At 63.6% G+C, this 13,432-nt stretch carries 14 protein-coding genes and 2 pseudogenes; 8 read left to right on the forward strand and 8 right to left on the reverse strand.

The window, feature by feature from the left end:
* Window positions 1-337: 337 nt before the first annotated feature.
* The 4 genes from IPG14_RS10995 to IPG14_RS11010 are packed head-to-tail and all read right to left on the reverse strand — an operon-like array spanning window position 338 to window position 2,332.
* Complete coding sequence (locus IPG14_RS10995; protein WP_343391861.1) at window positions 338-1,021, reverse strand: EamA family transporter; 684 nt, start codon at window positions 1,019-1,021, stop codon at window positions 338-340.
* Window positions 1,022-1,055: 34 nt separating this feature from the next.
* Complete coding sequence (locus tag IPG14_RS11000) at window positions 1,056-1,652, reverse strand: hypothetical protein (protein WP_343391862.1); 597 nt, start codon at window positions 1,650-1,652, stop codon at window positions 1,056-1,058.
* A gap of 18 nt (window positions 1,653-1,670) precedes the next feature.
* Complete coding sequence (locus tag IPG14_RS11005) at window positions 1,671-2,036, reverse strand: helix-turn-helix domain-containing protein (RefSeq protein ID WP_343391863.1); 366 nt, start codon at window positions 2,034-2,036, stop codon at window positions 1,671-1,673.
* Window positions 1,982-2,332, reverse strand: coding sequence for a hypothetical protein (locus tag IPG14_RS11010; protein WP_343391864.1), 351 nt, complete (start codon window positions 2,330-2,332; stop codon window positions 1,982-1,984). Before IPG14_RS11010 ends, IPG14_RS11005 begins: the two co-directional genes overlap by 55 nt.
* A gap of 150 nt (window positions 2,333-2,482) precedes the next feature.
* Here IPG14_RS11010 and IPG14_RS11015 point away from each other — a divergent pair, with 150 nt between their 5' ends.
* The 4 genes from IPG14_RS11015 to IPG14_RS11030 all read left to right on the forward strand — a co-directional run bounded on the left by IPG14_RS11015 (window position 2,483) and on the right by IPG14_RS11030 (window position 6,330).
* The gene (locus IPG14_RS11015; protein ID WP_343391865.1) at window positions 2,483-3,556 is read left to right on the forward strand and encodes a class I SAM-dependent methyltransferase; all 1,074 of its coding nucleotides are present in this window, start codon (window positions 2,483-2,485) and stop codon (window positions 3,554-3,556) included.
* Window positions 3,557-3,598: 42 nt separating this feature from the next.
* Window positions 3,599-3,889: a DUF3303 family protein gene (locus IPG14_RS11020; RefSeq protein WP_343386929.1), complete on the forward strand. Its 291-nt coding sequence runs from the start codon at window positions 3,599-3,601 to the stop codon at window positions 3,887-3,889.
* Between the two features lie 169 nt (window positions 3,890-4,058).
* The gene (locus tag IPG14_RS11025) at window positions 4,059-5,135 is read left to right on the forward strand and encodes a class I SAM-dependent methyltransferase (protein ID WP_343391866.1); all 1,077 of its coding nucleotides are present in this window, start codon (window positions 4,059-4,061) and stop codon (window positions 5,133-5,135) included.
* 121 nt (window positions 5,136-5,256) lie between these two features.
* The gene (locus tag IPG14_RS11030; protein WP_343391867.1) at window positions 5,257-6,330 is read left to right on the forward strand and encodes a class I SAM-dependent methyltransferase; all 1,074 of its coding nucleotides are present in this window, start codon (window positions 5,257-5,259) and stop codon (window positions 6,328-6,330) included.
* A 75-nt stretch (window positions 6,331-6,405) separates the two neighbouring features.
* Here the strand turns inward: IPG14_RS11030 and IPG14_RS11035 are convergent, their stop codons facing one another.
* From IPG14_RS11035 to IPG14_RS11050, 4 genes and pseudogenes are all read right to left on the reverse strand, one after another.
* Window positions 6,406-7,029, reverse strand: coding sequence for a DNA gyrase C-terminal beta-propeller domain-containing protein (locus IPG14_RS11035; protein ID WP_343391868.1), 624 nt, complete (start codon window positions 7,027-7,029; stop codon window positions 6,406-6,408).
* A 21-nt stretch (window positions 7,030-7,050) separates the two neighbouring features.
* Window positions 7,051-7,221 (reverse strand): annotated as a pseudogene (locus IPG14_RS11040) (hypothetical protein); the annotation flags it as partial.
* Window positions 7,222-7,354: 133 nt separating this feature from the next.
* Window positions 7,355-8,179, reverse strand: a pseudogene (locus IPG14_RS11045) (DNA gyrase subunit A); the annotation flags it as partial.
* Entirely contained in the window at window positions 8,098-9,027 is a 930-nt protein-coding gene (locus IPG14_RS11050; protein WP_343391869.1) for a DNA gyrase subunit A, read from the reverse strand. The gene IPG14_RS11050 and the pseudogene IPG14_RS11045, both read right to left, overlap by 82 nt.
* A 169-nt stretch (window positions 9,028-9,196) precedes the next feature.
* On the opposite strand from IPG14_RS11050, the gene IPG14_RS11055 reads away from it, so the two are divergent.
* The 4 genes from IPG14_RS11055 to IPG14_RS11070 form a co-directional block, all read left to right on the forward strand.
* On the forward strand, window positions 9,197-9,403 hold the full coding sequence (locus IPG14_RS11055; RefSeq protein WP_343389351.1) for a LuxR C-terminal-related transcriptional regulator: 207 nt from the start codon (window positions 9,197-9,199) through the stop codon (window positions 9,401-9,403).
* 1,967 nt (window positions 9,404-11,370) lie between these two features.
* A complete protein-coding gene (locus tag IPG14_RS11060) occupies window positions 11,371-11,691 on the forward strand; it encodes a hypothetical protein (RefSeq protein ID WP_343391872.1) in 321 nt (106 codons plus the stop codon).
* Window positions 11,619-11,837 (forward strand): helix-turn-helix transcriptional regulator, encoded by a 219-nt coding sequence (locus IPG14_RS11065; RefSeq protein ID WP_343391870.1) that lies wholly within the window; start codon window positions 11,619-11,621, stop codon window positions 11,835-11,837. Before IPG14_RS11060 ends, IPG14_RS11065 begins: the two co-directional genes overlap by 73 nt.
* A gap of 803 nt (window positions 11,838-12,640) precedes the next feature.
* Window positions 12,641-13,432: hypothetical protein (locus IPG14_RS11070; protein WP_343391871.1), on the forward strand; the 792-nt coding region annotated here is incomplete at its 3' end.

Below are 13,432 nucleotides of genomic sequence, written 5' to 3' on the forward strand. Positions count from 1 at the left end.
GGCTTCGACGGAGGAGCTTGGCGCAATCCGAGGAGTTCGCGGCCACGGCCGGGCAGATGCGCGACCTCGCGGAAGCGCTGAACCAGGCGGCGAGCCGATTCCGGACGGCCTGAGCGAAGCCGGACTCAGAACGAAGGCGCGCGGTTCCCCGCGCGCCTTTGTTGTCCGGGAGTGGGACGGCGGCTCAGCCGGTCGGATGCCGCGACCTGCGAGCGCGAGCGCCGAGCCGGTGATTCGCATCGCGGTAAACCGCTCCTGTGTGAACAGTCGCGAAAGGACGAGGGTTTGGACTGGAGTAGAGCGACGCGAGGACGGAGGCGACGGCAAGGTTCCTCGGTTACTTGCCAAGGCGTAGGCGCCGTTCGCGGTGACATCGATAAGGCCGACGGCGGCGAGCTTCGGCAGATCCCCGGCCGGGCCAGACGAGTGACCTGGTAAGGAGCCCGGAGCCTCCAACGAAGACGGTCCCGCCAAAGCGCGCGGCCGCGATGACGACGATGGCGTCGCCGTCGGTCTGTGTCCCGCGGTCGACGAGGATGAAGAACACGCCGAAGCCGATGGCGGCGCCGAGGCCGAAGAGCACCGGCCGAAGATGGTGGCTGGAAGTGAAGCGGGCCCCTTCCGGGGGGAGCGAGACGAGCACGGTCCCGGCGAGGGCGAGGGCGATGCCTGCATCCTGGAGGCCGGAGGGAGCATGACCAGTGGCGAAGGCGAAGGCGACCGGTACGACGGCGCCGCATGCCGAGAGCGGGGCGACGACGGCGGACTCGCCGGTCGCGAGGCCCTGGTAGAGGGCCATCCCTCCGAAGCTGGTGAAGACGCCGGCGGCGAGCCCCCAGGCGATGGCTTCGGCGCGGACTTCGGGGCGAACGATGGCGGCGACGAGGAGGAGGGCGAGCAGGCTGGACGACTGGGAGACGAGGCCGACGGTGAAAGCGGGGTACTTCCGGGTGAACCGCCCGCCGAGGAAGTCGGACGTGCCCCACGAAAACGCGGCGCCGAGCCCGAGGAGGATGCCCATCGGGTTGTCAGGCTACGGGAGCGGCGGGCTAGGGTCAGGCGGGGCCGGGAGTCTCCCAGTGGCGGGGGAGGGCCATCCGGTCGTAGAGGTATCCCCAGGTGGATGGATGGTTCGTGCCCACTTTGACGAAGCGATCGACCCGATGCGGCGAGAGCGAGACTGCTCCGCGGGCGGCCTCACTCGTTTCGGCAGCGAAGATGCAACGGCTGGTTGTGCGTTCGGGATCCCAGTACGACCGGAGCCAGAGGGCGCAAGCAACTCCCTCGGCGTGGGGCGCGTTCGCGTGGAGCACATCCGCGCTGCTCGAGCCCTGTGGGAAGGTCCGTTCCGCGAGGAACAGCGACCAGCCATCCGGAGCGCTGTCTATCCCCGGTCCGCTGGAGGCACCAGGCACCTCCTCGACTTCGCGGACCTCGTCGTAGTCGAGGCGGCAGAGCCGATGCTGGATGCCGAGTTCGAGCGCATCTGGCCCCCGGTAAACGCAGAAGCCAAAGCTGGACCTGCCGAACGAACGGACCCAGTCGTATCGAGGTTCGTTCCACGCCATGGCGAGGAAGTGGACCATCCCGAACTCCGGATCTTCAACCTCGGATGTCTCCTGATACGTGCGCGAGACGACGAAGAGCGGCATGCGGACCTTCCTCCTTTCCTAGTCCTCGGCGGAGCTGGGATCGATGGGTTCGAGGACGGCTTCGAGATCCGCTTCACGAATCCGAATCGACTTCATCCCGGCCAGCCGGGAGGCGGGAAGCTTACCAGAGCGAATCCATGCGCGAATAGTCTGCACGTGGACACCCAGATACTCAGCGGCCTCGTCGGTGCTGAAGAGCCTGCCCGAGGCGGGGCGGGCTCCGCGAGACCCCGATGAAAGCTCAGAGATGTACTGCTCGACGTCCTGAGGGGTGACGCCTAGCTCTCCGAACACTCGAGCGGGCAGGTCCTTGCCCCAATGCATGAAGGTCAGGAGGGTTTCGCGTTGGCCGGGGAAACTTCCGAACTCCGGAAGAGGTCCCACCCCAACCTCCCGAGGGCGATGGACTCCTCTGAGGCCAGAGGGTACTCCGGCCCTCCATCTCCGCGGGGGTGGGTACGGAGAAGGATGTCCTCGAGGACGTCGACATCGAGGGTAATGGGACCGAAGCGGAAGAAACCGAACTGGCTGCACGCCTTGAGGAAAGCGACAAACGCGATGTCGGGAGTGAGAGCGGCGAAGTCGAGCGCTTCCGTGAGCTGACGCTCGATGCGTTTCGCTTCGACTCGCCAGGGCGCGCCGCCCTTGATGGCGTCGGCGGAGGCGTCTTCTGAGGCCATGCCCAGAGTGTGCGCCTATCACGAAGACAACGCAACACGCATGATTCCGCAGTTGATCCTCTTGACATCGGGGAATTTCACCGCGTAGAAAGGCGCCAACCAGGGGTTTGCCACGTTTCTGCGCAGCAAACCGAGAAAGGAAATCCCGGCATGACAACGGCAACAGCGATGGACCAGGACAAGGCGGCGGCGTTCGGCGGGCGGATGATGGAGATGATCTCGAGCGGGACGCTGATGATGATGACGAGCGTGGGCCACGAGGTTGGCCTTTTCGAGACGATGGCCGGCATGCGCCCGGCCACCAGCCAGGAGATCGCGACGGCCGCGGGCCTGAACGAGCGGTACGTGCGCGAATGGCTGGGAGCGATGACGACGGGGCGCATCGTCGACTACGACCCGGTGGGCGCGCGGTTCTCGCTGCCGGCCGAGCACGCTGCGTCGCTCACGACAGCTGCTGGACCGGTGAACATGGGCCTGTGGGCGTGGTCATTCATCGGGTTTGGCGAGACCCTGGACAGCCTGGCCGACTGCTTCCGGAACGGCGGCGGCATCCCTTACTCGAAGTTCACGAAGTTCCCCATGGTAATGGCGGCAATCAGCGCGGCGAACTACGACGCGTCACTCATTTCCACCACGCTGCCCCTGGTGCCCGGACTGGTCGAGCGTCTGAAGGCCGGGATTGATGTGGCAGACGTTGGCTGTGGCAGCGGACATGCGATCAACCTGATGGCGAAGCAGTTCCCAAACAGCCGTTTCACCGGCTTCGACTTCTCGGAAGTGAGCGTCAACGCCGCCCGGGAAGAGGCCCAGGGGCTGCAGCTGAAGAACGCGCGGTTCGAGGTCAAGGATGTGGCGACGCTTTCCGGGCCGCCGGCCTACGACTTCATCACCGCGTTCGATGCGATCCACGACCAGGCGCACCCGCGGAAGGTGCTCAGGGGTATCGCCGATTCGCTTCGCCCTGGCGGGACCTTCCTCTGCGTGGATATCGCCGGTTCGAGCAACCTGCACGAGAACATGGACAACCCGATGGCGCCGATGATGTATTCGGCCTCGACGATGCACTGTATGACCGTCTCGCTCGCCCTCGGCGGCGAAGGTCTCGGGAACATGTGGGGCGAGCAGAAGGCCCACGAGCTCTTCCGCGAGGCAGGCTTCACGAACATCGAGACGAAGCGGATCGACAGCGACCCGAGCAACAACTACTACATCTGCCGCAAGTAGCCACAGGGTATCGGACGAGGCAACGAAAGGAACGAAAACACCATGGCAACAACCTATATCGGGTACTGGCGGCCGGCGGCCGACTCTCCGGTGAACGAGGCACGGCGCAAGACCGGGGCCAATCCCCCGGAGCTGGACAAGAAGCGCCGCGAACTCCCAGCAAGCCTCCCGCCGACGTGCAAGATCCTGGACTCCTGGTTTGTCCTGGGGACCGCCCCCAGCGCGCTGGTGGTAGAGGCGGAGAGCATCGCCGACATCGGCCACATCACCACCTACTACGCCGGCTGGCTCGAGTTCGATTGGCACCCATGCATGGCGATGCCTCGAGACTAGCGGCAGCGGCGGCCAGCGGCAGCCCGCTCGAATTCGACCAGCACCCCCTGCGGGTCGATATTTCGGCGCCGGCAGCGGCGGGGCAGTTGCGAAGGCAGATGTTGGCGCCTTCGCGCTGCCTCGCCGCCTTTCATCCACTACTCAGCATTCCGGGACAGCGGAGGTAAGCATGACTGCACCAGCAACAGACCGCGCGATGGCGCTCCAATCCCTGCAAGCAGCGGCTGTTGGCGGTTTGGTCACAGGACTGTGCATCCGGCTGGGCGGGCGCCTCGGCCTGTACGAGGCGATGGCACAACGGGGGCCCATGACGGCAGCCGATGTCGCGGCCGCGGCCGGGCTCAGCGAGCGCTTCGTGCTGGAGTGGCTGCGCCAGCAGGCGTCCGCCGGTGTCCTTGTCTACAGCGAAGACGGCCGGTTCGAACTCGACGAGCCCGCGCGCGGGATGTATGCCGACACCAACAGCCCCTCCTTCGTCGCGGGGTTCTGGGACAACCCGCAAAGGTTCGTCGACATGTTCGAGAGCGCCGAAGGAGCGTTCCGGACCGGAATCGGCAGGCCGTTCGGTGAGATCAACCCCACCCCGGTGCGAGAGGTGGCAATGCGTATACCGCTACAAGTGTGGGCAAGGAATGCTCTCGTCCCGCAGGCGCTGCCGCAGCTCCCCGGCGTCATCGAGAAACTCAGGGACGGTGGTGCTGCTTGCGATATCGGCTGCGGTGCGGGGGCGGCACCGCTGGCGATTGCGGCGGCGTTCCCGCGCAGCCGAGTCGCCGGGTACGACACCTGGAGCGCCGTGCTGGAGCTGGCGGAGGAATTCCGTAACGAAGCGGGGCTCACCAACGTGGCCTTCTACAACCCTGAGCGCACACCGCTCCCGGAGACGCCGGAGTTCGACCTGGTGATCACCTCCGACATGCTCCACGACCTGCCCCGGCCAGACCTGATGGCCGCATCGGTCAGAAAGCTGATCAGGCCGGGGGGAAGCTGGTTCATCATCGACCCGGACCCGCGTCCGACCTTCGATGAGGACCGCCTCCAGCCACAGGCGGCCAACCAGTACGGATTCTCGTTGGCCATCTGCCTGCAGTCGGGTACTGCGACGCCAGATGGGTGGGGACTCGGGCTCAGGGGCCTGCCAGAACCGGCGCTGCGGGAGCTGGTGATGAATGCCGGGTTCAGCGAGTTCGAGCGGGTGCAGGGAATCAGCCACCCGTTCAACGCCTACTACGTGGCGCGGCCGTGAAGCTGGCCGCCGTCATCGGGACCGCCCAGCGGGACTGGGACGACCTGCGTTCATTCGCGACCGAAGGGAAGAATAGACAGGTCGAAATGAACGCTGACGCCGGGAAAAGAGGGAACTTCTGATGACTGCACCAGCAACAGACCGCGCGATGGCTCTCCAGGGGGTGTCCCTTGGAGCTGTTAGCGGCTTCATCACGGGATTGTGCATCACGCTGGGCACACAGCTCGGCCTGTACGAGGCGATGGCACAACGGGGGCCGATGACAGCAGCCGACGTCGCCGCTGCGTCCGGGCTGAGCGAACGCTTCGTCCTGGAATGGCTTCGCCAGCAGGCTTCCGCGGGCGTCCTCGTTTACAGCGAAGACGGGCGGTTCGAACTCGACGAGCCGGCGCGCGGAATGTTCCACGATAGCAACAGCTCCACGTTCGTCGCCGGGATCTGGGACGACCCACGAAGGACGGTTGAACTGTTCGAGAGCGCCAAAGACGCGTTCCGGACGGGCATCGGCAAGTCGTTCGCTGAAGCCAGCGCCAGCCGGACCGAACAGGTGGCGCGTGGACCGCTTCAAACGTGGGCAAGGAACGCGCTCGTCCAGCAGGCACTGCCGCAGCTCCCCGGCGTCGTGGAGAAACTCAGGGACGGCGGTGCGGCCTGCGACATCGGCTCCGGCGCCGGCGGAGCGCCACTGGCGATCGCTGCGGCGTTCCCGCGCAGCCGCGTGGTCGGCTACGACACCTGGGACGCAATGCTGGAGCTCGCAGAGGCATCTCGCGCGGAGGCCGGACTCACCAACGTGTCATTCGTCAACCCGGAACGGACTCCCCTCCCGGAGACACCGGAGTTCGACCTGGTGATCACCGCCGACATGCTCCATGACCTGCCGCGGCCAGACGTGATGGCCGCGTCGGTCAGGAAGCTGATCAAGCCGGGGGGATGCTGGTTCATCATCGATGCGGACTCGCACACCGACTTCAACGAGGACCGGCGCCAGCCACAGGCAGCTATGCTGTATGGGTACTCGTTGGCCCTCTGCCTGCAGTCGAGTACCTCAACGCCCGATGGGTGGGGACTCGGGCTGAGGGGCCTCCCGGAACCGGCAATGAGGGAGATGGTGATGAACGCCGGGTTCAGCGAGTTCGATCGAGTGCAGGGAATCAGCCATCCGATGAACGCCTACTACGTGGCGCGGCCGTGAAGCTGGCCGTGCCCCTAACGGGTAGGTACGACGGGGCTGGCGACATGGCTCCGTGGCCAAGAACGACCGGGGTGACTATTCCTCTTCGTCGAGTTCGAGGGGGATCGTCTCGTTCAGGACCTGTTCGTCGTCGTCGTGGGCGCCGTTGGCGTTGGCGCTGACGTCGGTCACATCGCGTCCCTCGACCGGGTCGGACATGGTGAAGGCTGCGATGCTGGCGACCTGGTCGCCTTCGTTGACTTTCATGACGGTGACGCCCTGGGTGTTGCGGCCGATGAGGCTGATCGAATCGACGCGGGTGCGGACGACGATGCCGTCGCGGGTAACAAGCATCAGGTCCTGGCCGGGCTCGACAACGCGGCAGGCGGCGACGTTGCCGGTGCGGTCGGTGATGTTGAGCGTCTTCACGCCCTGGCCGCCGCGGCCCTGGACCGGGTATTCGCTGAGGCGCGTGCGCTTGCCGAAGCCTTTTTCGGAGATGATGAGGAGCTGTTCGCCATCGTCGAGGGTCTCGACGCCGACGACGTAGCCGCCTTTAGCGAGCTTCATGCCGCGGACGCCGCCGCTGGTTCGGCTGGCCTGGCGGAGGTCATCGATCTTGAACACGATTGCCTGACCTTCGCTGGAGACGAGGATGACCTGGGTGCTTTCGGCGGCCATGCGAGCGGCGATGAGCTGGTCGGTTGGTTCGAGGTCCATGGCGATCTTGCCGTTGCGGCGGACCTCTTCGAACTCCTTGAGGAGGGTCTTCTTGATTTCGCCTTCGCGGGTGGCGAGGAGGATGAAGTCGCGGCTGTAGTCCTTGACGACGAGGATGGCGGTAACGCGGTCGCCGTTCTCGATTTCGATGAGGTTGACGATGGGGAGGCCCTTGGCCTGCTTTTTTCGTATCCGGAACGTCGTAGCCGCGGAGGTGGTAGACCTTGCCCTTGTCGGTGAAGAAGAGGAGGTTGTCGTGCGTGTCGCAGACGACGAGCTTCATGACGGCGTCTTCTTCGCGGGTGGGGGCGCCCTTGGCGCCTCGGCCTCCGCGGCGCTGCTGGCGGAACTCTTCGAGGGGCATGCGCTTGATGTAGTTGCGGATGCTGAGGGTGATGACGCTGTCCTGGTGGGCGATCAGGTCTTCTTCGCGGAAGTCTTCGGGGTCGGCTTCGACGATTTCGGTGCGGCGGGCGTCGCCGTACTTCTTCTTGAGGTCGATGATGTCGTCGCGGACGACGAAGTCGATCTTGCGAGGGTTGGCGAGAAGGTCCTCGAGTTCGGCGATCTTCTTGATGAGTTCTTCGTATTCGGAGAGGAGAGCGTTCCGTTCGAGGGCGGCGAGGCGGCGGAGCTGCATATCGAGGATTGCGCGGGCCTGCAGCTCAGTGAAATCGAAGGGGTTGGCGCGTGCGAGTTCGCGGGCGGCGGCCGGGGCGTTCGCGGGGAGCCGTTCGGCGAGGACGGTGCCGGTACCCTGGAGGAGTTCGAGGGCGTTGTTGGCGGATTCCGAAGCGCGGATCGTGATGATCACGGCGTCGAGCATTTCGATGGCTTTGAGGAGGCCCTGGAGGATGTGTTCGCGTTCGCGGGCCTTCGCCAGCTGGTGTTCGGCGCGCCGGCGGATGACTTCGCGGCGGTGGTTGATGAAGAGTTCGAGGGCGCGTTTGAGGCCGAGCCGGCGGGGTGCGCCATCGACGATCGCCATCATGTTCATGGAGAAGCTGGAGCGCATCGCGGTGTGTTTGAAGAGCAGGTTCTTGACCTGGGCGACGGAGCCTTCCTTCTTCAGTTCGATGACGATGCGCATGCCGGTGCGATCGGACTCATCACGCAGATCGGCGATTCCTTCGATCTTCTTGTCGCGCACGAGGTCGGCGATTTTTTTCGACGAGGGAGGGCCTTGTTCACCTGGTAGGGCAGTTCGGTGACGATGATGGCGGTTCGGCCGCGAGTCGATTCCTCGATGGTGGTGCGGGCGTGCATGACGACGCGGCCGTGGCCTTCGCCGTAGGCCATGCGGACCTGGGAGCTGTCCTTGCCGACGAGGGCGATGCCGTGAGTCGGGAAGTCGGGGCCTTTGACGATCTGGAGGAGGTCGTCGAGGGTCGACTCCGGCTTATCTATAAGGAGGGCGATGGCGTCGGCGAGTTCGTTGAAGTTGTGGGGTGGGATGTTGGTGGCCATGCCGACGGCGATGCCGCTGGAGCCGTTGAGGAGCAGGTTGGGGACGCGGGCGGGGAGGACGCTCGGCTGCTCGTGGCGGCCGTCGTAGTTGGGTTCGAAGTCGACGGTGTCCTGGTCGATATCGGCGAGGAGTTCTTCGGCGATGGTGGAGAGGCGCGACTCGGTGTAGCGCATGGCGGCGGGGGGGTCGCCATCGACGGAGCCAAGTTGCCCTGGCCATCGATGAGGGGGTAGCGGAGGAGAATTCCTGGGCCATGCGGACGAGCGTGTCGTAGACGGCCTGGTCGCCATGGGGGTGGTACTGCCCATGACCTCGCCGACGGTCGCGGCGGACTTCTTATAGGCGGTGGTGGCGCGCGAGCCGCCTTCGAACATGCCCCAGAGGATGCGGCGCTGGACGGGTTTGAGGCCGTCGCGCACATCGGGGAGGGCGCGCGAGACGATGACGCTCATGGCGTAATCGAGGTAGCTCGTGCGCATTTCGTCTTCTATCTGGACGGGGCGGACGTTCGAGGTGGGCTCGATGGTCAACGGGCTGCTCGAATCTGGGGCGGGGAAACCGCTAGTCAAAGTATACCGTTTTGGGGGGCTAAGGGCCAAAGACCGGTGTAAAAGGAAAGGCGGGCGATCGCAGCGGGCCACGCGGATGTGCTATACATGGCATACCCCCCCCCGGAGCGGGAGGTTGTGGAGGCGAGCGATGCACCAAGATCTCAGCCCGCAGGAGCGGCGAGTAGTAGCTGCAGTGGCCGAGGGCAAGACGAACAAGCAGATCGCGCTGGAACTCGGGCTCGCTGAGCCAACCGTGAAGAACTACGTGGCGAACGCGATGCATAAGGCCGACGTTGACAACCGAACTTTGCTTGCGCTGTGGTGGCGGCAGCATGAGCAGGCCGCGAACGGGTAGGGCCGATCGATTGAAGGCGATGGGATAGATCCGAAGAGACGAAGTGCCTTTCTTACTACCGTTCATTATCTTGCCGGACGTGGGTAGAAAGGAGAATCGCAATGTTGACAACCAAGTGGAGGCTGGGCCTTGCAATTAGCCTTCTGCTCGCCCCGGCCGCGGCAATCATCCAGGGTGATCGAGCGACCGCTGTGGAGCAGAATGGTACCTATGTGGTCATCTCCCCAAGATCGTCAAGCGCCTGGATTACTAGCCCAGGTAGATTTCACGACGGCGTGAGTTGCTCTGACTGGGAGAAATATGACTCCCCCGCAGTTCGATGACGGACATGCATCAAGGCCGGCCTTATTAGCGGCGATTGGGCGATGGATATCAACGGGTCAGATAATAACTCGGTCTGGATCGACATAAATCCGGCCGGAATCGACGGACAAGGGGCTGGCGGATACTACCGGGTAATCGCCGGGCCTACAGGTACTTGGGATAGTAACTGTACAAACGGTGGGTTTCAGACATTCTACGTTCAGACGAAGACGTCTCAGGGACAGTGGGAACTGAACGCCGAGATCACTCTTGGGCACATCGATACGCTACAGTACTCTGAGACTTCTACTGTGATATCTGAGACAAATGGGCGAGATAACGCAGTAATTGGCTACGTAGCTCCCACAGAAGCCGGCTGCTGGGGAGAACATGTGCACATACAGGTGTACAACTACGAAGATTATGCCCGAGTGTTCGACTGGGATGGACCAAGTAATGCTGCAGACACATCCCTGAGTGGACCCTGCAGTCGCAGCGGAGGAAACTCCAGTGATTGCAATACAGATGTCGCCGCCAATGAAGGCGTGGGATACTTAGGTGGCGCCAATACAAGCACGACGGAACTGAACAATCCGTATTTCGACTTTTAGGCAGGTGATTGGGATGAAGATCTACTTGTGGCTCGCCACTATGGCCTGGATGATTCTCCTTTCTGCGAGCTGTGTAAACGAAACCTCTTCCAAAGGTTCTCCGGCCACGTTGAGCCCTGACGACAAGAAGGCCACCGCTGCTGCGACCGAGGCTCCGACTGTTCTGCCGGCTCTCACGAGTTGCCCAACATTGCGGGCAGTGTGCGACTTTTCCCTGGGTTTCGCTCAATCCTTGCAGGCCGGGGAAATTGAGTCCCTCGTCCGGGATGCCGTGCCGACCACTGTGACTTGTCCGGCCAACGGCACCGCACGGCCTCAGACGGGCGTGTGCTCACTCCATCCGCAGGAAACAATCACCGCTTACGCCGTCGGTGAGAAGTCCTCGCGCTATGAAGATCTCGCTGGCTTCCAGGAGTTCTTGTCAACGTTCGTCGCCTCCGGCACACAACGGACAGCGGCGGCCCGGGCGATTGGGTGCCCGTGGTGGGTAGCGCCAACGGCGACTGCGGGTCCTTCGCCGCAGCGACGCTCGAGCTCATGGAAGGTGGCAAGCTCGTTGATGTTTTGATCATAGGCATTCTGTTCGACGCCACATCGGGCCCACATCTCGCAGCGGCCGGCCGTTGGACGCCAGCCGACAGCCCCGCGCCCCTTGGCGGCGGGACGGTCAACTTCAACTTCATGGGCGATGGTCATCCTTCTCGGTTCGAGTTTGTGCCCTGGACTCCGTGAACCGAATGGGCTTTCACGCCACTTTTGCGCGGCGTCAAGGGCCTTCGTGCATACCGACGAGGAAAGGGTTGGCCAGGGCCAACCCTTTCGTAGCGTGGAACCCGGCTTCGCGATGGATATCAACAACGGTTGGGTGTCCAGGTCCCAGTACTCGTTTGGCGACCTATCCGTCCAGCCAGGTGGAAAAGGGGAAGGCTTCACCTTTCTTTGCGAAAACTCGAACGATTGTGCGGTCAATACAACGGCGTGGTACGGTGCTTATATAGGAGGCGCGATGGGCTACCAGGCAACGTCCGGATACTTCAATGGAGCGGCTCACTGATGCGCCGCGGACGCCAGGTTGGCGCCGTCACCGCCATCGTTGCCGTGCTGGCAGTCTCCGTCGTCCTCGCCCTGCCCAGCGACGACCGGCAGGGCGGCAGCGCCCCAGCGCTGACCTCCCCGCAGGACGTGATGGCGGAATCCGGCGGCGTCGCCCTCGCCATATCAGGTGCGGAGTTCAGCGGGACGGCGACGTTCATCGAGCTGGCAGCACGCGTCGCAGGCGCAGCCCGCGGGAGCGGAAAGTGGTGGCGCTGGTTGCGGAGGGCAAGTCGAACGCTCAGATCGCGATGGCGACCGGGCTTAGCCCGAGCACGGTGAAGGACTACGTCGCGAACGCCTGTCACAAGTTGGGCGTGGAGGGGCGAGTTGGGCTGGCGGTCTGGTGGATCGAGAGGGCACGGGACCGGGTGACCCCCGCCGATCGGGCGTGGCCGTTTGGGGGTGGCCGAAGAGAGGGATTGTGAGCCTGGAGAAGCCGGGACTACTCTCGGACGGTGCCGCACGAATCGAAGGCCAAGGATTGAAAGACCATGAAAAAGCAGCTCACAGCACCCGTGTTCGTCGCAGCGTTAGCCGCCGGGATTGTTCTTCTCCTGATTGCGGGCCTCTACACCGGACAGCGAGCTTACGCCGCCAGCCCCTGGGTGGTTCAGGTGATGCCGAGCAACTCCGCCGGTGGCTCGCAGGCCGGGCTTCACTTCAATGACGGGGGGAGGGCGGCGAGAGATTTCGCCCATAGCAATTCCGCCTGGATCAGAGGTTGGTTGCTGAGCCCCGGGAGCCATAGTTACACTTTCCGCTTTCAATATTGGGCGGAGGGGTCCTGTCGTACGCGCGCCCGCCTTCAGCGGTTAGACGGCGGAGTCTGGTACGACGACTACAACGTCACGGTCGATATCTTGCATCTGAACGACCTGCCGTCTGGGAGTCAGTATACGCAAGAAGTGGATACGTCTGGAGAGTGGTTCTACAAAACGGTTGGAACTGCGTCGACCTGCGGCACGCCCGGCGCGCACTCTCATCTGGCAGCGGTTCTTTCGTATTACATGACCTATTCCAACGGAGGTTCGTCCGATACTTGTTGGGCGAACGGGATGGAGTGTTACAACGTGTTCTATCCCAACCCAAGGAAGCACTTCAATAATAACTACGCTCCGTTCGCCGAGTGTCCTGGTTATTGGGACGGGTCAACGTATGCCAGTTCAGGATCGCCCGACTACAAACGAAGCGGTGGGACCGGGACCTCTCCAGACTACAGCCCATACGCGTGCCAATCGTGGTCCGCGATGTCATGGGGCTCCGATTCATCCGTGTACAACGGCTCAGGAGGGTACTAGGAGTGAAGAAGATGAGGAATTGGGCTAATTCATCAGGACGGCGCGGCCTCGCGCTGGGGCTCGTGGCAGTGGCGGCCGTGGGCGTCGTTGCCTGGGCTACGACTATGGCGGACTTCGAACCGAGTTCTGAGCCCCCGACCCCCACCCCAGCCGCCCTACGCGACGCTCCGATGATCGAAGAGGGTAGGCGCGCGGTGGCGGCGCACGACTCCAATCTCCAGCGATTCGTCGACGCCGTCGAGCAAGCGAACATCGATGGAGTGCTGAGTTTCTTCGCCTGGAACCCAGCGACTTGTGAATCAATCATCGTCCGAAGCGTCGACGAGTGTGCAAGGCGCGAAATCCCCAAGGGGACGGTCCTTGAGTTCTTCGCACCCAACTTCTACGAGGGAGCAGGCCTCACGCGCGAGGAGCTTCGCGAGGCCATTGGCTACGACCTCAGGGGCCGCAATCCTCGTCTCTCGATGGTCGCGGACCGGACGGACGGTCGTCTCGTGCTCCTCTTCATGCTCGACCCGCAGCCGGGCCGGACATTCCCTGGAGGCGACCCCGCTGGCGGGCCACCCACTGTGGCAATCTGGTTCGCCACGACTGACGCAAAACCAGCTCAGATTGCGACATATGACCACCGCCACCAGGGCTCACCCCCGTTGGAGTTCCTACGGTACGAACAATACGTCGGTACGTTCGACTACACGGTCGTGGGCGTGACACTCGAGTTC

The organism is Candidatus Amarobacter glycogenicus (assembly GCF_016704105.1).
GTDB lineage: Bacteria > Chloroflexota > Dehalococcoidia > Tepidiformales > Tepidiformaceae > Amarobacter > Amarobacter glycogenicus.